The sequence below is a fragment of the Vreelandella glaciei genome, assembly GCF_013415125.1.
GTDB classification, from domain to species: domain Bacteria; phylum Pseudomonadota; class Gammaproteobacteria; order Pseudomonadales; family Halomonadaceae; genus Vreelandella; species Vreelandella glaciei.
Genome location: NZ_JACCDE010000003.1, coordinates 77,543 through 99,924, shown reverse-complemented (window position 1 = coordinate 99,924; position 22,382 = coordinate 77,543). Strand labels below are relative to the sequence as shown.

At 52.7% G+C, this 22,382-nt stretch carries 18 protein-coding genes; 14 read left to right on the top strand and 4 right to left on the bottom strand.

Annotated elements, in window-relative coordinates; genetic code table 11:
• Window positions 1-67: 67 nt before the first annotated feature.
• Window positions 68-3,448, bottom strand: a complete 3,381-nt coding sequence (gene amt, locus HZS80_RS02970; protein ID WP_179915130.1) for an ammonium transporter — start codon at window positions 3,446-3,448, stop codon at window positions 68-70.
• A gap of 327 nt (window positions 3,449-3,775) precedes the next feature.
• Here amt and HZS80_RS02965 point away from each other — a divergent pair, with 327 nt between their 5' ends.
• The 3 genes from HZS80_RS02965 (at window position 3,776) to HZS80_RS02955 (ending at window position 7,620) form a co-directional block, all read left to right on the top strand.
• On the top strand, window positions 3,776-5,017 hold the full coding sequence (locus tag HZS80_RS02965) for an NAD(P)/FAD-dependent oxidoreductase (protein ID WP_035558307.1): 1,242 nt from the start codon (window positions 3,776-3,778) through the stop codon (window positions 5,015-5,017).
• 237 nt (window positions 5,018-5,254) lie between these two features.
• Window positions 5,255-6,844 (top strand): peptide chain release factor 3, encoded by a 1,590-nt coding sequence (locus tag HZS80_RS02960; protein WP_008958002.1) that lies wholly within the window; start codon window positions 5,255-5,257, stop codon window positions 6,842-6,844.
• An 8-nt stretch (window positions 6,845-6,852) separates the two neighbouring features.
• Window positions 6,853-7,620: a TatD family hydrolase gene (locus HZS80_RS02955; RefSeq protein WP_035558302.1), complete on the top strand. Its 768-nt coding sequence runs from the start codon at window positions 6,853-6,855 to the stop codon at window positions 7,618-7,620.
• A gap of 12 nt (window positions 7,621-7,632) precedes the next feature.
• Here the strand turns inward: HZS80_RS02955 and ygfZ are convergent, their stop codons facing one another.
• The gene (gene ygfZ / locus HZS80_RS02950; RefSeq protein ID WP_035558300.1) at window positions 7,633-8,619 is read right to left on the bottom strand and encodes a CAF17-like 4Fe-4S cluster assembly/insertion protein YgfZ; all 987 of its coding nucleotides are present in this window, start codon (window positions 8,617-8,619) and stop codon (window positions 7,633-7,635) included.
• Between the two features lie 174 nt (window positions 8,620-8,793).
• Here ygfZ and HZS80_RS02945 point away from each other — a divergent pair, with 174 nt between their 5' ends.
• The 7 genes from HZS80_RS02945 (at window position 8,794) to HZS80_RS02915 (ending at window position 16,515) form a co-directional block, all read left to right on the top strand.
• Window positions 8,794-8,991 (top strand): hypothetical protein, encoded by a 198-nt coding sequence (locus HZS80_RS02945; RefSeq protein WP_035558295.1) that lies wholly within the window; start codon window positions 8,794-8,796, stop codon window positions 8,989-8,991.
• The gene (locus tag HZS80_RS02940; RefSeq protein WP_179915129.1) at window positions 8,991-9,398 is read left to right on the top strand and encodes an OsmC family protein; all 408 of its coding nucleotides are present in this window, start codon (window positions 8,991-8,993) and stop codon (window positions 9,396-9,398) included. The genes HZS80_RS02945 and HZS80_RS02940 overlap by 1 nt, the downstream gene beginning before the upstream one ends.
• A gap of 36 nt (window positions 9,399-9,434) precedes the next feature.
• Window positions 9,435-11,459, top strand: coding sequence for an excinuclease ABC subunit UvrB (gene uvrB / locus HZS80_RS02935; protein ID WP_035558289.1), 2,025 nt, complete (start codon window positions 9,435-9,437; stop codon window positions 11,457-11,459).
• Between the two features lie 4 nt (window positions 11,460-11,463).
• Window positions 11,464-12,285, top strand: a complete 822-nt coding sequence (gene nei, locus HZS80_RS02930) for an endonuclease VIII (protein ID WP_035558286.1) — start codon at window positions 11,464-11,466, stop codon at window positions 12,283-12,285.
• A 219-nt stretch (window positions 12,286-12,504) separates the two neighbouring features.
• On the top strand, window positions 12,505-14,010 hold the full coding sequence (locus tag HZS80_RS02925; protein WP_035558283.1) for a fumarate hydratase: 1,506 nt from the start codon (window positions 12,505-12,507) through the stop codon (window positions 14,008-14,010).
• Window positions 14,011-14,122: 112 nt separating this feature from the next.
• Entirely contained in the window at window positions 14,123-15,541 is a 1,419-nt protein-coding gene (gene cls, locus HZS80_RS02920; RefSeq protein ID WP_179915128.1) for a cardiolipin synthase, read from the top strand.
• Window positions 15,542-15,597: 56 nt separating this feature from the next.
• Window positions 15,598-16,515: a LysR substrate-binding domain-containing protein gene (locus tag HZS80_RS02915; RefSeq protein ID WP_008957993.1), complete on the top strand. Its 918-nt coding sequence runs from the start codon at window positions 15,598-15,600 to the stop codon at window positions 16,513-16,515.
• Between the two features lie 38 nt (window positions 16,516-16,553).
• Here HZS80_RS02915 and HZS80_RS02910 read toward each other — a convergent pair whose 3' ends face one another.
• Window positions 16,554-17,648, bottom strand: coding sequence for a bifunctional nicotinamide-nucleotide adenylyltransferase/Nudix hydroxylase (locus HZS80_RS02910; RefSeq protein ID WP_035558278.1), 1,095 nt, complete (start codon window positions 17,646-17,648; stop codon window positions 16,554-16,556).
• Between the two features lie 141 nt (window positions 17,649-17,789).
• Between HZS80_RS02910 and HZS80_RS02905 the strand changes: the two genes are divergently transcribed.
• Both HZS80_RS02905 and HZS80_RS02900 read left to right on the top strand, forming a co-directional pair.
• Window positions 17,790-18,689, top strand: coding sequence for a YihY/virulence factor BrkB family protein (locus HZS80_RS02905; RefSeq protein ID WP_035558275.1), 900 nt, complete (start codon window positions 17,790-17,792; stop codon window positions 18,687-18,689).
• 24 nt (window positions 18,690-18,713) lie between these two features.
• On the top strand, window positions 18,714-18,989 hold the full coding sequence (locus HZS80_RS02900) for an acylphosphatase (RefSeq protein ID WP_035558272.1): 276 nt from the start codon (window positions 18,714-18,716) through the stop codon (window positions 18,987-18,989).
• A 43-nt stretch (window positions 18,990-19,032) separates the two neighbouring features.
• Here HZS80_RS02900 and HZS80_RS02895 read toward each other — a convergent pair whose 3' ends face one another.
• Window positions 19,033-19,974, bottom strand: coding sequence for a D-2-hydroxyacid dehydrogenase (locus HZS80_RS02895; RefSeq protein ID WP_179915127.1), 942 nt, complete (start codon window positions 19,972-19,974; stop codon window positions 19,033-19,035).
• Between the two features lie 238 nt (window positions 19,975-20,212).
• Between HZS80_RS02895 and HZS80_RS02890 the strand changes: the two genes are divergently transcribed.
• Window positions 20,213-20,512, top strand: a complete 300-nt coding sequence (locus tag HZS80_RS02890) for an FmdB family zinc ribbon protein (RefSeq protein ID WP_035558265.1) — start codon at window positions 20,213-20,215, stop codon at window positions 20,510-20,512.
• A gap of 65 nt (window positions 20,513-20,577) precedes the next feature.
• Entirely contained in the window at window positions 20,578-22,359 is a 1,782-nt protein-coding gene (gene aspS / locus HZS80_RS02885; protein ID WP_179915126.1) for an aspartate--tRNA ligase, read from the top strand.
• The last annotated feature ends 23 nt before the right edge of the window (window positions 22,360-22,382 follow it).

Here is a 22,382-nt window from a genome sequence, read left to right as displayed (position 1 = left end):
CTATTTTTCGGTTTTTATGCCCTTTATTGGGTTTTTTTGTTTTCGCCTTTTAAGCGCTCTCGTTTTTCTAACGAGGCATCACTCGAATACGGTTGCCGGCCATATTGGTAAGCGGTTCAGGCATTCCTAATAAATACCCCTGCGCATAATCAATCCCTATCTGATGCAGTGTGTCCAGCGTAGCCTGGGTTTCAACAAACTCTGCGATCGTCTTGATCCCCAGTGCCTTACCCACCGAGTGAATTGCCTCCACCATTGCCCGATCAATCGGGTCTTGATGCACATTGCGGATGAAGTTACCGTCAATTTTTAGATAATCAACGGGTAGCTGTTTCAAATAACTAAACGAGGAGAGTCCGGTACCAAAGTCATCAAGAGCAAAACGGCAGCCATAAACTCTCAAGGTATTAATGAGTGTCTTTACGCTGGATAGCTGGGCGATCGCGGTACTTTCAGTAATTTCAAAACAGAGCGTGCCGTGGGGTAGGTCTGCTGTAGAGACCTTGGTAATCAGATCCTGACAAAAATCAGCATCGGACAGCGAAGCCCCTGATAAATTGATACCCCACAGGCTATATGTTGGTGGAGAGGATTGGCGATTTTGATCTCCTAGCCATGCCAGGGTATTACGAATTACCCAACGATCAATGCGCACCATAAAGTGATAGCGCTCAGCGGCAGGTAAAAAGCTTCCAGGGGCGATAAGTTCACCATGCTCTTCCAGGCGGAGCAAAATCTCACGATAAGCGGGAGCGTCACCGTATATAGCTTTAATCGGCTGGGCAAAAAGTCGAAAGGCATCGTTATCAAGACCATTTTGCAAGCGCTGAACCCACTGCAGTTCACCATGCCTCTCTAGTAACAAATGGTCATCGGGTTGATAGCAGTGGATGCGATTGCGTCCCGCCTCCTTTGCGGCGTAGCAAGCTGCGTCAGAAGCGTGAAGTGCTTGACTAAGCTGCATGGGTTGAGCAGCGTTGAGTTCAACCAAGCCAATGCTAACCCCAATCCCAAAGGTGTGCTCTTGCCAGGCAAATCGGTAATTTTCGATATCGCTGCGCAGAGCTTCGGTAATGACAAGCGCTCTATCAAGACCGCAGTCGGGTAGCAGCAGGGCAAACTCATCACCACCCAGGCGAGCGGCAATATCGCTACTGCGCACATGGGATTTCAGCTTTAATGACACTTGCCGTAACAGCTCGTCACCCGCTAGATGGCCGCAGGTATCGTTGACTATTTTGAACTGATCAAGATCGAGGTAGCAGAGGACATGTTGGCCATCATCGCGATTAAGCAACGCGTTAAGCGCTGATTCAAATGCACGCCGATTGAGTAAGTCGGTTAGATTATCGTGACTTACTTGGTAACTCAGTTGTTCTGTCAGTTGGCGAGTGAGGCTTACATCTTGAAAGACAACGACTGCCCCTAGAGTGATACCGCTGCGAGAGCGTATCGGTGAGGCACTGTGTTGGATGGGTGTGTACGATTGGTCACACTTTACCAGTAGGCAATGCTCAGTGGAGTGCACTGAAGTTAATTGCGTTAGCACTTGCCGGGCTGGGTTGCTGAGCAGTTCGCCACTGGCTTCCTCGAGTAATTGATATACCACATGAATGGGTTTATCCATTGCCTCTTTGAGTGACCAGCCGGTTAAGCGTTGCGCTTCTGTGTTGAGAAACGTGACGTTGCCGCTGGCATCGCAGGTGATAACGCCATCACCTATAGAAGCCAGCGTCGTGCGGGCAAGATCACGCTCCCGGTTTAACTGCTCTTGGAGCTGTCTGCGCTCAGTAATATCGCGCACCATTCCAGAACGCTCTGATGCAGAGCCGCTAGCGCCTTCGCTAACCTGAATTTCCAAATAGCGAATACGCTTGTCATCGCAGCGTCGTTTAATTTCATGCCGCGCCCCAGGGGTTAACGTAAAGCCAGGCAACAGATGTGAGACGGGTTGACCCATAAGGCTGGCTGCATTGATGTTGAAAAGCTGCTCTGCTCCAGGGTTAAGGCTGGTTAAGGTCCCGTCTGCTTGCCAAGTGATCACTCCATCGCGCAGGTTCCGCAGCATGACGCGAGTGTGACCAACGGCGGTTTCAAGAGCCGCCGTTACCCGGTTATAGCTGGCCGCTATTTCACCCACTTCGGTAAACGGGTCGGCTTCAATGCGTTGGCGTATATCGCCCTGTTGTTCATGTTGGCGCATATGTTCGAGCAGTTGGTTCAGCTCGTTGTTGGCGCCATGCTCGGCTAAATTGAGGCCCATTTTTTCTGCGTCAGGTGAGACGCGTAAGGGCAGGAAGCGCCGGGTGATGCGAAAAATCAGCCATGCGCTGCCAAAACTCCAAACACCGCAAACGACAACGCCAAGTAGCTGAATGCCGAATTGAGCGGGTCGGGACAGGCCGCTATCCAGTAGTGCCATATCCGCCACCCAGGGGAGTGCGAGCGTGCCCCAAATGCCGGATATCAAATGGGCAGGTATGGCGCCCACGGCATCATCGATACGCTTACTCAGCAGCCATTCGCTGGTCAGTACCATTAGCACGCCGCTAACCGCCCCCAAGCCAAATGCCGCCGGGAGCGAGATCACATGCGCGCTGGCGGTGACGGCGACTAGGCCTGCAATGGCGCCATTAATTGCGTACATCACATCGGCGTAACGACGTGTTCGCATTCCCATGAGCATACCGGAGAGAATGCCGCCCACGGCTCCAAGCACGGTATTAGCCAATATGCCTGGTATCTGGTCGGTAACCGCCAGCGTGCTACCGCCGTTAAAGCCAAACCAACCTAATATCATAAATAGCGCGCCAAGCATCGCGAGTGGAAGGTTGCCAGAGGGAAAAGCGGTAGGAGGCTTGCCGTGTGCGAAACGACCGCTGCGTGGGCCGATGCAGAGTACCGCTGCCAGGGCTACCCAGCCGCCTACACTGTGAACCACTGTGGAGCCAGCAAAATCAACAAACCCCAGAGCCCCTAGCCAGCCTGCGGCACCACCTAATAGCCCGCCCCAAGCCCAGTGTCCGAATACGGGGTAGATGATTAACGCGATCCATAGCGCCGTCCAAATATACGCTAAAAAGGGCATGCGTTCCGCCACTGCACCCGACACAATGGTGGCGGCGGTCGCGCAGAACATTGTCTGGAAGATGAACACCGTGATCACCCAGCTACCCGAAGCATCTAACTGCCAGCCGAATAACGTCGTGCCTACAGCGCCGCCCAACGAATCACCAAACATGATGCCGAATCCGATGAGCCAAAAAACACTGACGGCAATCGCAAAGTCCGCTACGTTTTTCATAGCGACATTAATGGCGTTCTTGGTACGCGTTGTGCCAGCCTCTAAGCATAGAAAGCCAGCTTGCATCACAAATACCAGAGCGGCTGCCCAGAGTACCCAGAGCGTATCGATCAGCGAGCTATCCAGATTTAGCGTTGCAGGCATGGTGTTTTCCTTTATCACGAGTGCGAGGGCATCTTTTGGTGCGAACGCTTCTTTTTGGTGCGTTATGTGTTTTGCGCTGGGAAGGGAGAGGCCGTTACGGCGGCGTCAATCGCATACCTTTTAGGTTGCCTAATAGAAACTAAGCAATTGTTATGCCGCTAATAGTTTTGTCATCCTTTTTAGCTCTTTATGCAGCATTAATTACTTATTTAAAGCTTTAAAACAGCGGTTTCTACTATATTAATGCGGTTGATTTGGTGATATTTTTCAAATAGTTATTACTTGTCAATAATAGTGCTGAATCGACAGCGGGGGGAGTGCATCAACATGGGACGTCAAACGGTAGTTTTAGGAGCAGGGATGGTAGGTGTCAGCATTGCTTGGCATCTGCAACAGCGCGGTCATGAGGTCACCGTGGTAGACCGTCTTCAGCCTGGCCGAGAAACCTCGTTTGGCAATGCAGGCATTATTCAGCGAGAAGCCGTTAGGCCTTACCCCTTTCCACGGGATGTCAAAACGCTCCTGAGCGTGTTGCCTAACCGACGGGTTGATATTCGCTATCGTCCTGCGGGTATGGTGAATGCCGCTTCCCCACTGTTGCGCTACTGGATGAACTCAGCACCGAAGGCTTACCAGAAAATCGTGCCGGAATACGCGTCTTTGATTCAGCAGTCACTGAAGACCCACGGCCCGATGATTGAGGCTGCCGGGGCGGAACACTTAGTGCGCAGGCAGGGATGGCTTGAGCTTTACCGTACCCCTGAAAAGTTGGCCGCACGGTTAAAAGATGCTGAAGAGGCGCGCCGTCTTTATGGTGTTCAATTTGAGCAACTGGATCGGGCTGCGCTGATGGAGAAAGAGCCTTCCCTTAGCGAACATATTATCGGCGCGATTCATTGGCTCGACCCCTGGACCGTGGCCGACCCAGGCGCGCTGGTCGCGGCTTATGCCCAAGCATTCAGCAATGATGGCGGACGCATTCTGCAGGCGGACATCACCTCTGTTCAGCAGGTGGGTGGCCGGTGGCAGGTAAGCACCGCCGCCGAAACGTTAGAAGCAGACGACGTCGTGGTGGCGCTAGGGCCTTGGGCGGGTAGCTGGCTGAAGGAGCTTGGTTACCATTTCCCTACCTTTGTGAAGCGTGGCTATCACATGCACTACGCCCCGCAAGCAGAGGCCAAGCTAAATTACTGGGTCATGGATGCCGAAATTGGCTACCTGCTGGCGCCGATGAATGCGGGTATCCGCTTGACTACCGGGGCAGAGTTAGACCGTCTTGATGCCCCCGCCGACGTTAACCAACTGGGTGCGGCAGAGAAAGTGGCTCGCAGTGTGTTTCCATTAGGGGAGCGCCGCGATGAAGCCCCCTGGAAAGGTGCGCGGCCGTGCCTGCCCGATATGAAACCGGTGATTGGCCCAGCGCCACGCCATTCTGGCCTATGGCTTGCTTTTGGTCACGGTCACCAAGGGTTTACGTTAGGGCCCGCTACCGGCCACTTGTTGGCGGATATGATGGAAGGGCAGCCAACGGCTATCGATATGGCGCCATTTCGCGCTGACAGGTTTTAAATAGACCTATCACTATTAATGCTTAGGCAGACTAAGCCGATAAGGTTATAAAAACGCTGACTTGTTCAGCGTTTTTTTTGGTCTTTTTCAAGGGCGTCACGTTTGACACCACCCGCGACAACAGCCGCCTCCAAGCGTTACAATTGCCGTAATGGACATAGCTCAACGCGCGTTGGCCAGTTAGCGAGAGCTTCTGATCGAGTGCTGCGGATGAGACCCTATATTTGAAGAGGTACAATGAAAGAGACTCAATTAGCCCGTGAAGCTGAGCTTCGCAGGACATTCGCTATTATTTCCCACCCCGACGCCGGTAAAACAACGATCACCGAAAAGATGCTGTTGTTTGGCAACGCCATCCAGCTAGCGGGCTCGGTTAAAAGCAAGCGCAATGATCGCCACGCAACGTCGGACTGGATGAAAATGGAGCAGGAGCGGGGCATCTCCGTCACTACCTCGGTGATGCAGTTCCCCTATGGCGGACGTATTGTCAATCTGCTGGACACACCTGGCCACGAAGATTTCTCTGAAGACACCTACCGTACGCTCACGGCGGTTGACTCTGCCTTGATGGTGATCGACGGCGCCAAGGGCGTTGAGGATCGTACGATTAAGTTGATGGAAGTATGCCGTCTGCGTACCACGCCGATCCTCACCTTTATCAACAAAATGGATCGCGATATCCGTGACCCCATTGAGGTAATGGATGAGGTCGAAACGGTACTCAATATTCAGTGCGCGCCAATGACCTGGCCGATTGGCATGGGGCGCCACTTTAAGGGCGTTTATCATCTGTATAACGATGTTGTTCACCTCTACACCCAGGGGCAGGGTAGCCGTATCCCCGATGATAAACGCATTGAAGGCCTAAATAATCCTGAAGTAGATGCCGTGTTGGGTGAAGACCAAGCAGAAGAGCTGCGCATGGAAGTGGAACTAGTGCGTGGTGCCTCCCATGAGTTTGACCTGGACGCCTATCGTCGTGGTGAGCTTTCGCCGGTCTATTTCGGGACTGCGATGGGTAACTTCGGGGTGCGTGAAATGCTAGATGGCTTTGTTGAATACGCGCCGCCCCCCCAGGCCCATGAAACCGATACCAGAGAAGTCACTTCTGATGATGATCGCTTCACCGGTTTCGTGTTTAAAATTCAGGCCAATATGGATCCCAATCATCGCGATCGCATTGCCTTCTTGCGGGTCTGTTCAGGCAAGTACGAAAAGAACATGAAGATGCGCCATGTGCGCATTGGCAAAGACGTCAAAATTGCCGATGCGTTGACCTTTATGGCCTCTGACCGCTCGCAGGTCGAAGAAGCGTGGCCCGGTGACATTATCGGTCTGCACAACCACGGTACCATTCAGATCGGCGATACCTTTACCGTCGGTGAAGATATGCGCTTTACCGGTATACCGCACTTTGCACCAGAGCTCTTTAAGCGCGTGCGGTTAAAAGACCCGTTGAAAATGAAAGCGCTGCAAAAAGGCTTGCAGCAGCTTTCTGAAGAGGGCGCTACCCAGGTCTTTATGCCGATGGACAATAATGACCTGATCCTTGGCGCTGTGGGCACCCTGCAGTTCGATGTGGTTGCTCATCGCCTGAAAGAGGAGTACAAGGTCGACTGCTTGTATGAAGGCGTCAATGTGCAGACTGCCCGCTGGGTCTACTGTGAGGATGCTAAAAAACTCGAAGAGTTTAAGCGTAAAGCCAGCACTAATCTGGCGATTGATGGCGGTGGCTATCTCACTTATATCGCGCCGACTCGGGTTAACCTGCAGATGACTCAGGAGCGCTGGCCGGACATTCGCTTCCAACCCACCCGCGAACACTAAGTATTGATATGTTAATCGACGCGCACTGCCATCTCGACTTTTCTGAGTTCGATCATGATCGAACTGAGGTGTTTGAGGCTGCCAAGGCGGTGGGTGTGGTGCGCTTCGTGGTGCCGGGTACAACCCGGGCCCGTTGGCAACAGGTGCTGGCGCTGGGCGAGCGGGATGACACCTCGGTTTGTCTGGGGCTTCATCCGTACTTTATGCAACAGCATCAAGAGGCCGACCTTGAAGCGCTCGACCTAGCTCTGAGCGAGCATCCTGAGGCTGTTGCGTTGGGCGAGTGTGGAATTGATGGCCGCTTTAGCGACACGCTGGACGCGCAGTGGCATTACTTTGATGCTCAATTGAGGCTCGCTAAGCATCACTCACTGCCGATAGTGGTGCACTGCGTTCATGCTAACGATAAGGTCGCCAAGCGACTTCGCCAGCTTGCGCTACCTCAAGCTGGGTTAATTCACGCTTTCTCAGGCTCTATTGAGCAGGCGACGAAATTTCTCGATTTAGGTTTCAAGCTGGGGTTGGGCGGCGCGGTAACCTATGAGCGTGCCAAGCGGTTGCAGCGAACCGTTGAGGCACTACCCGATGACGCTTTTGTGCTTGAAACCGACAGTCCTGATATGCCGCTTAGCGGCTACCAGGGCAAGCGTAATGAACCGTGCCGGGTAGCGGAAGTATGTAGTGTGGTGGCTGCCCTGCGCGGTCAAACGCTGGAACAGGTCGCGACCATGAGCAGTCATAACGCCACAACGCTGTTTGGCTTACCTCACGCTTAGAAAGCGGCAAGGCTAGTTATTCAGGCCAACCGCCAACTGTTCGGGGTCAACTCGCTCAATCGTATAGGGTAATGGTAGTAAAGTGGCTGGGGCCCCTGCGAGAAATACGGGCACTGTTTCTTCCATGACCTTGGTGCTCATTACTGCAAGCAGCTCGACGTCGCCTTGCTCGTTAAATGCGCTTACCACGACTTCGCCCACCGCTTTATCGTCACTGTTCGTCAGGTTGGCGCCTACTTCGGGTAGCGCTTGTGCCCCCACGCTAATATGCATCAGACGCTTTTTAACCTGCCCGCGAAAGTGGGCGCGAGCGACAACTTCCTGGCCGGTATAGCAGCCTTTCTTGAAGCTAATCCCGCCTAACGCTTCCCAGTTAAGCATTTGCGGTAAAAAGTGATCCTGCTGGGCGTCGGTTAGCCACGCTAAGCCACTGCGAATATCCTCAAGCTGCCATGCGTTACGGCCTTCATCGTCGTCCTGTATCGATATTTTATCGCCGTTGATATCGTGATCGAAACACAATAGCCATCTCGGTGTCCTACCGGGGTAACGCAACGCGCAGAGCTGGTCATTGTTGCTGTGAGTGCCAACCTGCTCAGGAAAGTTCTGCTCAGGAAAGTGCAGGCCAAGCTGGTCAGCAGGTGATTGGGCATTGTCGCCAGTGCCGATGAACGTAAGGTTAGGCAGTGCCGTCAATTCGGCCTTATAGAAAGCGGCGAATTTTTTAAGATGGTTGGCTAAACTCTCTAACAGGGTGCTGCTTAGTAGCAGCCGAAAATGGTTTTCCCCCATGCGCAGCAATTGGGCATTGGCTAGCATGCGGCCCTTAGGCGTGCAGAAACAGGTCAGCGGCGCAAAGTGTCCATCGGCTAGGTTGACTTGGGCGCTAGTCTGCCCTTGAAGGAACTTTTCTGCATCGGCGCCTTTCACATCCAGCGCGGCTAAGTGAGTAAGGCGGACGCTGCCAAGGGCGGAAGTGCGTGAGGTAACGGTCGCCATAAAAAACTCCTGATCAAAGTGGTGATTTGTCAGCCATTCTAAGCTTGCGGACAAATGAATATGCATGTATTGCCCTTAAGTGCGGGCAGTCGGCATTAATTGCAAGGCACTATTAGCGTGCTAGACTCTTTCCCTCGTAGGAGTCTTGCATAGGCCAATAGGCAGGGAAACGGTATGGCGCAGCAATCATTAACATTCCAGGGTGTTAAATCGGTCGAGCAGGTTAATAAAATTACCACAGCACTCATGATGCTGGACGGTGTTGACAGCGCCGAGGTCGGCCGCCACGGGGCTGATATCGATGGGCGTGCAAAGCGTGAAACGCTGATTAACGCCATTGAAAAACTCAAGCTTGGCATCAAGGTATCCTAATGCACATACCCATTAGCGTCATTAGTGAGCGCAACCATGCCTTTAGGCTGCGTGTTGAAGTCGATGGTCTGGAAGCTTTGTATGCCGATGTACCGCCAGTGGTTGGCGGCGAGGGCAGTGCCCCTGATCCGCACGACTATTTCGATATCGCCTTGGGCACGTGTAAAGCAATTACCGTGCAAATGTACGCCAAGCGTAAGGGATGGCCGCTTGAAGGAGTGACCGTCACGGTACAGCGCGATGATAGTCAGGAAAGAAAAGGTATTTACAAACTGGGTGTCACCTTAACACTGCACGGTATTAATGACCCTGTGCAGCGCGCCAGGCTTGAAGAAATCAGCCATCGTTGTCCCATCCAGCGTTTGATGACCGAGTCCACGGTTGAGATAGAGACACGTCTTGTTTAGTTACCCTTAAAATAGTTTTCCTTTTTTGGAGCATCGATGAGCAAAGCCTTTCGATTACAGTCAAAATTTCAGCCTGCCGGTGACCAGCCAGCCGCCATTAAAGGGCTGATTAGTGGCCTGGAGTCAGGGCTTGCTCATCAAACGCTGCTAGGCGTTACCGGCTCGGGCAAAACTTTCACCATGGCCAATATCGTCGAACAGCAGCAGCGCCCGACCATTGTGATGGCACCTAACAAGACCCTTGCTGCCCAGCTTTACGGTGAGTTCAAGGCGTTTTTCCCGGATAACGCGGTAGAGTATTTCGTTTCCTACTACGACTACTATCAGCCGGAAGCCTATGTGCCTTCGTCTGATACGTTTATCGAGAAAGATGCCTCTATCAATGACCACATTGAGCAGATGCGCCTCTCGGCCACTAAGGCGCTACTGGAGCGCCGGGATGCGCTGATTGTGGTGTCGGTGTCAGCCATTTACGGTCTGGGTGACCCGGACCAGTATCTAAAGATGCGTCTCCACTTTACCCGTGGTGAATTGATCGATCAGCGCGCCTTCCTGCGTCGGCTGGCCGAGCTGCAATATACACGTAATGATATGGACTTTCGGCGCGGTACCTACCGGGTACGTGGTGACGTGATCGATATCTTCCCCGCTGACTCTGATGAAGAAGCGGTGCGTGTCGAGCTGTTCGATAGCGAGATCGATACGATTCGCTTGTTCGACCCGTTGACCGGTGCCGTCAAGGGCGAGGTGCCGCGTATGACCATCTACCCTAAATCGCACTACGTGACGCCGCGGGAAACCATTCTAGGCGCCATTGATGCCATTAAAGAAGAGCTTAAACAGCGACTTGAGTGGATGCGCAAGCATGAGCGTCTAGTCGAAGCGCAACGCCTGGAGCAACGTACGCTTTATGACATCGAGATGATGCTGGAATTGGGCTACTGCAACGGCATTGAAAACTATTCCCGCTATCTATCTGGGCGTGCGCCCGGCGAGCCCCCGCCGACATTTTTCGATTACCTGCCCGATGATGCGTTGCTGTTTATCGATGAGTCGCATGTGAGCGTGCCCCAAGTAGGCGGCATGTATAAAGGTGACCGTTCGCGCAAAGAAACATTGGTGGAGTATGGTTTCCGACTGCCTTCAGCGCTGGATAACCGACCCATGAAGTTTGAGGAGTGGGAAGCGATTTCCCCGCAGACTATCTTTGTCTCTGCCACTCCTGGGCGCTACGAGGGCGAACACGCCAGTCAAATCGTTGAGCAAGTGGTACGTCCTACCGGTCTGTTGGACCCTGAAATTGAGGTGCGCCCGGCCAGCACCCAGGTAGATGATTTGCTTTCGGAAATTGGTCTGCGTACCGCCGTAGGTGAGCGGGTACTGGTCACTACGTTAACCAAGCGCATGGCAGAAGACCTGACCGAGTACTTTGACGAGCACGGTATTCGGGTTCGCTATCTGCACTCGGATATCGATACCGTTGAGCGTGTTGAGATCATTCGTGACCTTCGTTTGGGCAAGTTTGATGTGCTGGTGGGTATTAACCTGTTGCGTGAAGGGTTGGATATTCCCGAAGTGTCGCTGGTGGCCATTTTGGATGCCGATAAAGAGGGCTTTCTCCGCGCTGAACGTTCATTGATACAAACGATTGGTCGCGCTGCCCGTAACGCCCACGGCAAGGCGATTCTCTACGGCGACCGGATTACTGACTCGATGCGCAAAGCCATCGATGAAACCGAGCGTCGGCGAGCGAAGCAGACTGAGCACAATCTAGAGCATGGTATTACGCCGACGACGATAACGCGCTCGGTGTCCGATATTCTGGAAGCCGCCCAAGCGCCGGGCAAAAAGAACAGCCGTCGGCGCGGCAGTGAACGTAAAGTGGCGGAAAGTGCCGCTGAATATGATGTGTCCACCATGAATAAGCATGATCTGCTGGGCGCAATCAGCAAGCTTGAAGATGCCATGTTCGAAGCAGCGCAAAACCTGGAGTTTGAAGAGGCGGCGCGGCTACGCGATCAGCTCCATCAAATGAAAGAAAAACAGCTGGCGCTGGGCTAGCAGTATGCCAGAAGGGCCAGAAATTCGTCGGGCGGCCGATCGTGTTCAGCAGCAGATAGGCGGGCGGGTAATTGACAAAGCTTGGTTCGCCTTTCCCGAGCTGGCCAGCCAAGCAGACTCTTTCACTGGTGTTCAGGTGTCCCGGGTAGAGACGCGTGGCAAAGCAATGCTGATCCGGTTTGCTGATGAGCGGGTACTTTACTCACATAATCAACTCTATGGGGTTTGGAAGCTGCATAGTGAGGATAAACCTCCCGACACAAAGCGCACGTTACGCGTTCGTTTGACGGCAGAAGGGCGTTGCGCAAGTCTTTACAGCGCTTCCGATATCTCGCTTTGGCATTGCGACAATCTCGCCGAGCACCCTTTTTTGGCCCGTTTAGGGCCTGATTTATTGAGCCAGGATGTAACCCCCACGGATGTTCTGCAGCGGTTAAATCTCAAGCAGTTTCACCGGCGAAGCTTGGGTGCGCTGTTGCTCGATCAAGGATTAGTGGCAGGGCTCGGCAATTATCTGCGCTCTGAAATCTTATTCTTTACCCAGTTGCCGGCCAGCGCTCGGCCGGTAGATCTCACCACCAATCAACAACAATTGCTTGCGCACTTTATTATCGAGACAACTCGGCAAGCGTACCAAACCGCAGGTGTGACCAATCAAGAGGCCTGGATTGAACAGGCTAAAGCAGCGGGTGAGTCACGTAAGCAGTGGCGTTTTGCGGTATTCGATCGCGCAGGTCTCGAGTGCCACCGCTGTGGTGCGGTGATCGAGCGCCGAATGATGGGATCGCGAAGGCTCTACTATTGCCCGCATTGCCAAGGCAGTTAATAGCTTCGAAGAGTTAATACCACGCTTTATTGAGCATTTATACCGTTATCTTGTTTTCTGCCAAGAATTACTAAAGCACTAATTTCTGTAGCCAAGACACTACCGAGGAGTGCTGCCGACAGCAGGGCAATACGGTATACTGGCTACACGCTAAGACGGCACCTGCGCCGATGCGCAAGAATGCCGCTGACTAGACGATAACCTAGGAGCTGTTAGTCCATGACCGTGATTCGCCAGGACGACGTTATTCAAAGCGTTGCCGATGCTCTTCAGTACATCTCTTACTACCATCCCAAAGATTTCATCGACGCCATGGCGGCCGCCTACGAGCGTGAAGAGAACCCCGCTGCGAAAGACGCTATTGCGCAAATTCTGATTAATTCGCGTATGTGCGCCACCGGGCATCGCCCGATTTGCCAGGACACCGGCATCGTCACCGTGTTTGTTCACGTGGGCATGAACGTTACCTGGGAAGCGGACATGAGCCTGGACGACATGGTCAACGAAGGTGTCCGTCGCGCTTATTTGCTGCCTGATAATGTCCTGCGCGCCTCAGTACTGGCCGACCCTGACGGTAAGCGGGCCAACACCAAAGACAACACTCCCGCCATTATCCATCATCAGATTGTGCCTGGTGACAGCGTGGATATTCACGTGGCTGCGAAGGGCGGTGGTAGTGAAGCCAAGTCAAAATTTGCCATGCTTAATCCTTCCGACAGCGTCGTGGATTGGGTAATGGAACAGCTGCCGAAGATGGGCGCAGGCTGGTGTCCGCCCGGTATGCTGGGCATTGGCATCGGCGGCACCGCTGAAAAAGCGATGATGATTGCCAAAGAGGCGCTACTGGATCCCATCGATATTCAGGATCTACAGGCTCGCGGGCCCAGTAATCGCGCCGAAGAGATACGCTTAGAACTGTTCGATAAGGTCAATAAGAGCGGTATTGGCGCGCAAGGGTTAGGCGGCTTAACCACCGTGCTGGATATTAAAGTAAAAGACTATCCAACCCATGCCGCCAATAAGCCTGTAGCGATTATTCCCAATTGCGCAGCAACCCGTCACGCCCACTTCAGCCTGGATGGCTCAGGCCCTGCGGCGCTAAAAGCCCCGAAGCTTGAGGACTGGCCGGAAATCACTCGCGAAGCAGGCGATAACGTCAAGCGTGTCAATCTTGACACCGTAACGCCCGCTGAGGTCAAAACCTGGCAGCCAGGCGATACGCTACTGCTGAACGGTAAGCTGTTAACCGGCCGTGACGCTGCCCATAAGCGTATGGTGGATATGTTAGCCAAAGGTGAGCCGCTGCCTGTTGATATGAAAGGGCGCTTCATTTATTACGTGGGCCCGGTTGATCCTATCGGTGATGAAGTGGTGGGGCCCGCAGGCCCAACAACCGCCACGCGAATGGATAAATTTACCCGCACCATGCTAGAAGAAACTGGCCTGTTAGGTATGGTAGGAAAGGCAGAGCGTGGCCAAATCGCCATTGATGCTATTCGTGACAATGAGGCGGTGTACTTAATGGCGGTAGGGGGTGCAGCTTATCTGGTTGCCCAAGCGATTAAAAAATCCCGAGTCGTCGGCTTTGAAGATTTAGGCATGGAAGCGATCTACGAATTCGAGGTCGAAGATATGCCGGTGACGGTAGCTGTCGATAGTCTGGGCACATCAGTGCATCAAACCGGACCTGCGAAGTGGAAAGAGATTATTGCTCAGTCAGCGTAGCAAAAGTGGTAAGAAGGTTGATTAGGCTTTGAACGCCTAGCTTTTTAAGCGCATAAAGGCCTCGCTGACGGCGAGGCCTTGTTCTTTGTGAGGGCTTTTTAAGGACGTGGCTATGACCTCCTGGTTGCTAGGGACCAGCATCTTATTGATTCATCTGCTGGGAATCGTTTCGGCGATTATGGCATTGATGTCCAGTCGCACCTCTCAAGGGGCCGTTGCGTGGATTATATCGCTGCTGACTTTCCCTTACGTGGCGCTTCCTGCTTACTGGTTTTTTGGACGGCCGCGATTTTATGGCTATGTCTCTGCACGGGGGCAGCGTGACACTGTTCTACGCCGCGTGCTAGTACGTTACCGAGCTAATGTAGAGCCTTTTGTGGCGCCCTCTAGTAATGCAGATATTCAGGCGGTTGAGCAGCTTGCCATGATGCCCTTAACCTATGGTAATCACGCCACGTTATTAATCGACGGGCCAGTGACCTTTGAAAGCCTTTTTGACGGCATTGATCGTGCCGAACAGTATGTATTGATACAGTTTTTTATTGTCCGCGGCGATGCTCTCGGACAGCGCTTGAAACAGCATTTACAACACGCTGCCCAGCGTGGCGTGCGCGTCTATTTTCTCTACGATGAGGTGGGGAGTCGTCAATTAAATGATGGTTACCTAAATGATTTAATCAGCGATGGGGTAGCCGTAAGTGCTTTTCGTTCATCAAGGGGCTTTAAGCACCGTTTTCAGCTTAACTTCCGGAATCATCGCAAAGTAATGGTCATCGATGGCAAAGAGGGCTGGATAGGAGGCTTTAATATTGGGGTTGAATATTTAGGCGAAGATCCTCGGCATGGCCCTTGGCGTGACACCCACTTAAAGCTTGAAGGTCCCAGTGTATTGGGCTTACAAGAAGCGTTTTGGGAAGATTGGCACTGGGCTACCGATGAAGTGATTAGCCTGAACTGGATGGCTGAGACGTCTTCTTCAACTGATCATCATGTAGTTATTGTGCCCTCTGGGCCTGCAGATCGTCAGGATACTGCCAGCCTGCTGGTACAACAGGTTATTCATAGCGCAAAACAGCGCCTATGGGTGACCAGTCCTTACTTTGTTCCTGACCAAGGGGTTCAGGATGCACTGCGACTTGCGGCCATGCGCGGAGTAGATGTACGTGTCATGATTCCCGAACGACCAGATCATTTATTGGTTTTCCTATCAGCCTTCTCGTTTCTACCTGATATGTTAAGAGCAGGCGTAAAAATATACCGTTATCTTCCTGGGTTTTTACATCAAAAAGTAATGCTTGTAGATAACAGTGCAGCCACAGTTGGCACCGTAAATCTGGATAACCGTTCATTTCGGTTAAATTTTGAAATAACCGCCTTTATCCCTAACCAAGACTTTGCTGCTAGCGTGGAAGTTATGCTGGAAAATGACTTTTCACAATGCCGCCGGGTCAGCATTGATGAAATCAACCAGCGCTCAATGTGGATGAAAGTCGTATCACGTGCTGCCTATTTAATGGCGCCCGTCCAATAGACAGCAAAATAGGAAAACAATATGCGTGCACGAAGGGTGAGACAAGGAGTCCTGGGGTGAATCTCGAAACAAAATGGCTAGAAGATTTCGTAGCACTTGCCAGCACACGCAGCTTCTCTGCATCAGCTCGACAGCGCCACGTAACGCAGCCTGCATTTAGTCGGCGCATTCGTGCACTGGAGCAGGCCGTTGATGTCACTCTTGTCGATCGTTCAACTACCCCTGTTGGGCTAACACCGGAAGGGCAGCTGTTTTTAGTTACCGCCCGTAATTTGGTCGAACAGTTAAACGAATCGCTTAGCCATTTGCGTGGTCTTTCGATTGCCAATGAAGCGCTGGATATTGTCGCCGCTCACTCCCTGGCATTAAGCTTTTATCCGCCTTGGATTTCCCGTTTACAACAGGGCTTAGGCGAATTGCCGACACGCCTAGTGGCAATGAACGTAGGTGAGGCGATACATGTGCTACGTGAAGGCAATTGCGATTTAATGCTGGCTTATTACGACCCCTTTGCCACCATGCAGCTCGATGCCGAAGTGTTTCCTTCCTTCTCGATCGGTAAGGTCAATATGCTGCCCGTCTCGCTACCCGATGCACAGGGAAAAGCTAAATTTTCCCTTCAGCATGACACTTCCATCCCTTACCTTTCCTATACGCAGGGTGCATTTTTGGGGCGCAGTGTGCGTATGCTGCTGAAGAATGATCCGCTACGTATGAAGCTGCGTACCGTGTATGAAACGGCCATGGCCGAAGGCCTGAAAGGGATGGTGCTGCAAGGGGTAGGCGTTGCCTGGATACCTGATTTCTGTATTCGTGAGGAATTAAAAAGCGGCCGCTTGGTCAGGGCGGGCGACCCGAGCTGGGACATTCCCTTAGAAATTCGCTTATACCGCTGCTCAATGGTGCATAAGCCCGGCGTGGAGCGTTTATGGCGGCAAATGATGAAATTACCCAGGGATTTCCTGCAAGCATAAACGTCTCAAGCGTGTGCCTTTCTAATCCCTTGAGTTTTTTAGCTGCTGCCAAAATCGGCAGGCAGCCCGAGAAAATTCTGAATAATAAAAAAGTGGTCTTCAAACAAGCTCTCAGGTTCAAGGTCAGCAAGTGCCACCCAGCGCGCATGATCTCCCCCTTTAACAGGCTTTAAGCGAGGCAACTGCTGGTCTGGACGTAACGCAAAGTAGAAAGCTTCTGCCAAAGTGCGCCCGCGCCAACTGCGGTGGGGTTCATCAAACAGCCGCTGGCCACGTAGTGACCCCTTAAGCACAGGCTCGGGGACTTTTAATCGCAACCGTTCGCGCAGTTCACGCAAACAGGCATCGAGTAAACGCTCATGAGGATTAATAAATCCGCCTGGCAGGGCGTAAAGTCCTTTACCCGGTGCCGCCGTACGCCGTACCAGCAATACATGACCCGACTGCACCACGACCGCATTTACTGTGACAAAAATAGGCGGGTAGGGCGCATGGGCCCACGCCTGACGGTATTGATCCAATAACTGCTGCTCTTCCAGCAGGCGCTTATAGGCGCTGACGTGGCAAAACTTCTTTACACTTTCGACAACGCCGGGGGGCAGGTCGTGGTAAGCCCCCGTACTCAAGTAGTCATCGGTGGAGCTAGGCGAACGGAACAGGCGCTCACGAATTTGACTCGCTGAAATCCCTTCTACCGACGGTACACTGACCGACTCCCATTGAGGGAATAGCGACAGGTAGTAGCTAGACTGTCCGCGACTGGCCCCAATCAAACCAATGCGGGGTAGGCGGGCATTGGCAGGGGCGGCTAAATCACGCACTTTGCGCTGAACATCGCGCACCCAGACATCATCATTGTAGAGTGCGTCCAGTAGCGGGGTAATCTCTAAGCGTTGATTATCAGCCTCATCAAACCCTGAGCGGAGCATGGCTTGGCGTTCGTCAAATCGCCACGGGTTACGCAATGAGCGTGCTTGCCACGCAGAGCCCACCAGTACAATCACTTGCCGCGCGCGTTTTAGTGCTTCTCGAATAATCGCCAAGTGGCCAAGGTGAGGTGGTTGAAAGCGACCAATAAACACCAAACAGTCGAAATCGCAGGCGGTAGTAGAGCGCGCAATATCGGTGGCCATCCAAGCTTCCTTTTGGTTTGGTGATGTTAGGGGTCAACGTACCAGAAAACTGCGCTAAAAGCTGTGGTTAGGTATGCTAGAAAAAATAGGCTGTTGATTACGTTTAAAATTAGCCTTATACCAACGACACAGGGAGTGGATATGATAAAACGTGCAGCTAATTTTTGGTGGAAAGTCACCCAAGACGCCACCTCATTATGGCTGGAACGCAATGCGTTTAGCTATGCGGCTTCGCTCGCGTTTTATACGCTTTTCTCACTGGCACCCACGATTATTATTGCAGTCACGGTCATCGGTGTTGTGATGGGAGAAGAGGCCGCTCAGGGACAAATAGTCGCTCAACTGCAGGGCACTTTAGGCATGGATGCCGCCGTCGCCATACAAGAAGCCGTTGCTCAGTCCAGAATAGAAGAGTCGGGTTTACTACCCACATTATTGGGTGTGGGCGCACTAGTCGTAGGTGCTACAACGGTCTTCGCTCAGATGCAGTTCTCACTCAATACGATTTGGGGCGTCACTGCAAAGCCGACCTCAAATAGCGCTTTACGGTTTATCAAGAGCCGATTGCTATCGCTGACGGTCGTGCTTTCTATTGGCTTTATACTGCTTGTTTCATTAGTGTTAGGGGTCGTATTGCGCGGTATGCTTTTAGCGGCGGATAACCTGCTCCCATTTGCTAGTCTATTTACCACGACGCTTGAATCACTTATTTCAGTCGCCATGGTGACAATGCTATTTGCAACTATTTTTAAGGTGCTTCCCGATGTGGTGCTTCGCTGGCAGGACGTGCTGATTGGCGCTGTTGTGACAGCCGTCCTGTTCACCATAGGACGCAGTGTTATCTCAGTTTATTTGGCTTATACAGCCACAGCCTCTACTTACGGGGCAGCCGGGTCAGTGGTAATGATCTTGCTCTGGGTCTACTACAGTTCGCTAATACTGCTATTCGGGGCAGCATTCACTCGTTCTTTATTGCTGCGCCGAGGACGACCATTGATTCCGCGCAATAGCGCGGTGTTGATTAAGCACGAGTATGTGTAAAGTGCGGGTAGTAAGGGAGGAGATATGACGAATTGCTGCGTACGCGCCGTGGTCACGGGTAAAGTACAGGGCGTCTGGTATCGTCGCGCTACTCAAGAGAAAGCGCTTCAATACAACATTACCGGTTACGCCAAAAATCTACCCGATGGACGCGTCGAGGTGCTTATGTGTGGGCATACCGACGCCGTCAAGCTGTTAAGTGAATGGCTATGGCAAGGGTCAGAAGGGGCACGCGTCACTCACGTTGAGCTCGATGTGCTCGATAATTGCCGCGCACCTAGCCACTTTGGCACCCAATAGGGCCATTGAAGGCCCTATGGTAAGTCAGAATGTATTGTCAAAGTTAAGAAGCGTCTTTCCAATCACGTATATTGTTAGCCGTCAGGCTAACAATATTTTGGCGGGCTTCCGGCGTTATCCACGCGTTGTGAGGAGTAACGATTAAGTTCAGCGACTCGTTGAGAGCGTCCAGCAGTGGGTGTCCCTCTCTAGGCGGTTCAGCGGGTAGTACATCAACGCCCAGCCCACCAAGCTTTCCATTGCGCAGTGCTTCGAGCGCGGCGATTTCATCGATAACGCCGCCGCGGGCGCAGTTGACCAATAGCAGCGAGGGCTTAACGCGAGACAAGCGCTCTTGATTTATCAAATGTTTGGTGGCGTCGCTCAAAGGACAGTGCAAGCTGATAACATCGGCATCGGGAAGTAGCTCATCCAGGGCAGGGCGCTCATCATTCGCTTCATTGCCTGGGCGAGCAGCAAACGTCACTTGCATACCAAAGGCCTCTGCCAGACGCGCCACTTCTGTGCCGAGTTCGCCTTGACCCACCATTACTAAATGCTTGCCGGACAGCTGTAACGTAGGATAATCCTGCAAACAGAAGAAGGCGCTGCGCTGCCATTCACCTGCAGCGACATCACGCTGGTAGCGTGGAAGCTGATTGGCCAGCGCAAGCATTAACATCAAGGTGTGCTGGGACACGCTGGCGGTGCCGTAAGCAGCAACATTTTTAACCGCGATACCCTGCTCTTTGGCGGTATTTAGGTCGATATTGTTAAGGCCTGTCGCTAATACGCATATTAATCGCAGTTTAGGCAACTGCTGCAGGGTCTCAGCGTCCAGCACTACTTTGTTTACGATCGCAATATCGGCGTTAGTAAGGCGCTCAAGCGCCTGCTGAGTCGTACTTTGCTCAAACACCTCAAGGTGTGAGACCGACTCTTTAATGGCGCTTAAATTGATCTCAGGGCCTAGGCTTTGTGCGTCCAGTATCACCGCATGAGGCATTTTATTCTCTCCAATAGTTACCGAAGGCTGCATAACCTTGCTCGGCAGGGGTCACAAAAGGGTATAATGGCGGCGCTTTATCAACCGCAGCCTTGGAATTTATCCCGACTGGCCACATATTGGCAGCCTAGCAGCGTTTGTGTTCGCCACTATTCTTTTCTTTCAGTTCTGGATCTATCGGGACTGGGTCTTAAAAGAACGTAGTTTGTCAGGGTTGAGCTTTTTAGGAGCCATTAACATGCCCATCTATGAATATGAGTGCAAGGCCTGTGGCCATCGCCTGGAAAAATTGCAAAAAATTAGTGCCGATCCTCTCAAGGATTGCCCTGCATGCCAAAGCGATGGCTTGGAACGACTTGTCTCGGCAGCGGGCTTCCGCTTAGCCGGCGGTGGTTGGTATGAAACCGATTTCAAAACGGGTAGCAAAAAGAATCTGGTTGCTGACGGCAAAACTGCTTCTGCAGATACCGCTAAATCAAGCGATACCAGCGCTACCCCCAAGAGCGTTACTCCCAGCGACAAAGGCGCCGCGGCATAGCTGCGGCAGTCAGGATCGGGACGCCCGCGACACACTAATTGCCACGTAACAGAACAGGATTTGACATGCGCAGCCATTATTGCGGCCAGCTAAACGAAACTTTGGTGGATCAAACGGTTACGGTATGCGGATGGGTTCATCGCCGCCGCGACCACGGTGGGGTCATTTTCCTCGATATGCGCGATCGCGATGGCATCGCTCAATTCGTTGTCGACCCTGATACCGCCGAGGCGTTCGCCACTGCCGACCGTGCCCGTAGTGAGTATGTCCTGCGCATCACTGGACGCGTTCGGCTGCGCCCTGAAGGTACTCAAAACCCCAACATGCCAACAGGCATGATTGAAGTGCTGGCGAAGGACGTCGAAGTACTTAATACAGCGATTACGCCGCCTTTTCAGCTTGATGAGCATGGCAAAGTCGGTGAAGAGGTGCGTCTTAAGCACCGCTATATCGACCTGCGTCGCCCGGATATGATCGAGAAACTGCGCCTGCGTTCACGTATTTCACACAACGTACGCGCGTACCTCGAAAACCAGGGCTTCCTGGATATCGAGACACCGGTACTCACCCGCGCCACCCCTGAAGGTGCGCGTGATTATCTCGTCCCGAGCCGTACCCACGCAGGCAGCTTCTTTGCCTTGCCGCAATCACCGCAGTTGTTTAAACAGCTGTTGATGGTGGCTGGCTTTGACCGCTATTACCAGATTGCCAAGTGCTTCCGCGATGAAGACCTACGCGCCGACCGTCAGCCTGAGTTTACGCAGATTGATATCGAGGCGTCGTTCGTGGAAGAGAGCGACATCATGGGCATTACTGAAACCATGATTCGTCAGCTGTTCCAGGATGTGCTGAAAGCCGAATTACCAGAATTTCCGCGCATGACCTGGCAGGAAGCGATGGATCGTTTTGGTTCTGACAAGCCGGATCTACGCATTCCGTTGGAATTGACCGATGTTGATGACCTTATGCAGCAGGTCGATTTCAAAGTCTTCTCTGGTCCCGCCAGCGCAGATGATGGCCGTGTTGCCGCGCTGAAAGTCCCCGGTGGTGCCAAGCTTTCGCGCAAAGAGATCGATGAATACACCAAGTTTGTCGGCATATACGGCGCCAAAGGCTTGGCGTGGATCAAAGTCAACGAGCGCGCGAAAGGGCTTGAGGGTCTGCAGTCGCCGATCGTCAAGTTCATGGAAAATATCGTTGCAGAGTTGCTTGATCGTGTGGGCGCAGAAGATGGCGACATCATCTTCTTCGGTGCCGATAAAACACGTATCGTCAACGAAGCCATTGGCGCGCTGCGCGTTAAGTTAGGGGCTGACCTGGAGCTCTACACGCAGGAGTGGGCGCCGCTATGGGTCGTCGACTTCCCAATGTTTGAAGCTGACGACAACGGTCGTCTTAGCCCGCTTCACCACCCCTTCACAGCACCCTCTTGCAGCCCAGAAGAGTTAAAGGCTGATCCAGCTAAGGCTCTGTCGCGCGCTTACGATATGGTGCTCAACGGTACAGAGCTGGGCGGTGGGTCTATTCGTATCCACGATCAGACCATGCAGAGCACCGTTTTCGAGATTCTGGGGATTGGTGAAGAAGAGGCTCAAGAGAAATTTGGCTTCTTGTTGGATGCGCTCCAGTACGGCGCACCGCCCCATGGTGGCTTAGCTTTCGGTTTGGATCGCCTGGTCATGTTGATGGTGGGGGCTAAAACCATTCGTGAAGTTATTGCCTTCCCGAAAACCCAAAGCGCTGCATGCTTAATGACCAATGCTCCGGGTGAAGTCAGTCCTGAGCAGTTAAAGGATTTGAATATCCGCCTCCGCCAGAAAGCCAAGCCAGAAACAGCCACTGAGTAAACTGGTTGTTTGAGTGCCTACCA

What these genes read in the sequence shown, in the direction of transcription:
- amt (WP_179915130.1), bottom strand. Translation starts at nt 3,448, where the DNA reads ATGCCTGCAACGCTAAATCTGGATAGCTCGCTGATCGATACGCTCTGG.
- HZS80_RS02965 (WP_035558307.1), top strand. Translation starts at nt 3,776, where the DNA reads ATGGGACGTCAAACGGTAGTTTTAGGAGCAGGGATGGTAGGTGTCAGC.
- HZS80_RS02960 (WP_008958002.1), top strand. Translation starts at nt 5,255, where the DNA reads ATGAAAGAGACTCAATTAGCCCGTGAAGCTGAGCTTCGCAGGACATTC.
- HZS80_RS02955 (WP_035558302.1), top strand. Translation starts at nt 6,853, where the DNA reads ATGTTAATCGACGCGCACTGCCATCTCGACTTTTCTGAGTTCGATCAT.
- ygfZ (WP_035558300.1), bottom strand. Translation starts at nt 8,619, where the DNA reads ATGGCGACCGTTACCTCACGCACTTCCGCCCTTGGCAGCGTCCGCCTT.
- HZS80_RS02945 (WP_035558295.1), top strand. Translation starts at nt 8,794, where the DNA reads ATGGCGCAGCAATCATTAACATTCCAGGGTGTTAAATCGGTCGAGCAG.
- HZS80_RS02940 (WP_179915129.1), top strand. Translation starts at nt 8,991, where the DNA reads ATGCACATACCCATTAGCGTCATTAGTGAGCGCAACCATGCCTTTAGG.
- uvrB (WP_035558289.1), top strand. Translation starts at nt 9,435, where the DNA reads ATGAGCAAAGCCTTTCGATTACAGTCAAAATTTCAGCCTGCCGGTGAC.
- nei (WP_035558286.1), top strand. Translation starts at nt 11,464, where the DNA reads ATGCCAGAAGGGCCAGAAATTCGTCGGGCGGCCGATCGTGTTCAGCAG.
- HZS80_RS02925 (WP_035558283.1), top strand. Translation starts at nt 12,505, where the DNA reads ATGACCGTGATTCGCCAGGACGACGTTATTCAAAGCGTTGCCGATGCT.
- cls (WP_179915128.1), top strand. Translation starts at nt 14,123, where the DNA reads ATGACCTCCTGGTTGCTAGGGACCAGCATCTTATTGATTCATCTGCTG.
- HZS80_RS02910 (WP_035558278.1), bottom strand. Translation starts at nt 17,648, where the DNA reads ATGGCCACCGATATTGCGCGCTCTACTACCGCCTGCGATTTCGACTGT.
- HZS80_RS02905 (WP_035558275.1), top strand. Translation starts at nt 17,790, where the DNA reads ATGATAAAACGTGCAGCTAATTTTTGGTGGAAAGTCACCCAAGACGCC.
- HZS80_RS02900 (WP_035558272.1), top strand. Translation starts at nt 18,714, where the DNA reads ATGACGAATTGCTGCGTACGCGCCGTGGTCACGGGTAAAGTACAGGGC.
- HZS80_RS02895 (WP_179915127.1), bottom strand. Translation starts at nt 19,974, where the DNA reads ATGCCTCATGCGGTGATACTGGACGCACAAAGCCTAGGCCCTGAGATC.
- HZS80_RS02890 (WP_035558265.1), top strand. Translation starts at nt 20,213, where the DNA reads ATGCCCATCTATGAATATGAGTGCAAGGCCTGTGGCCATCGCCTGGAA.
- aspS (WP_179915126.1), top strand. Translation starts at nt 20,578, where the DNA reads ATGCGCAGCCATTATTGCGGCCAGCTAAACGAAACTTTGGTGGATCAA.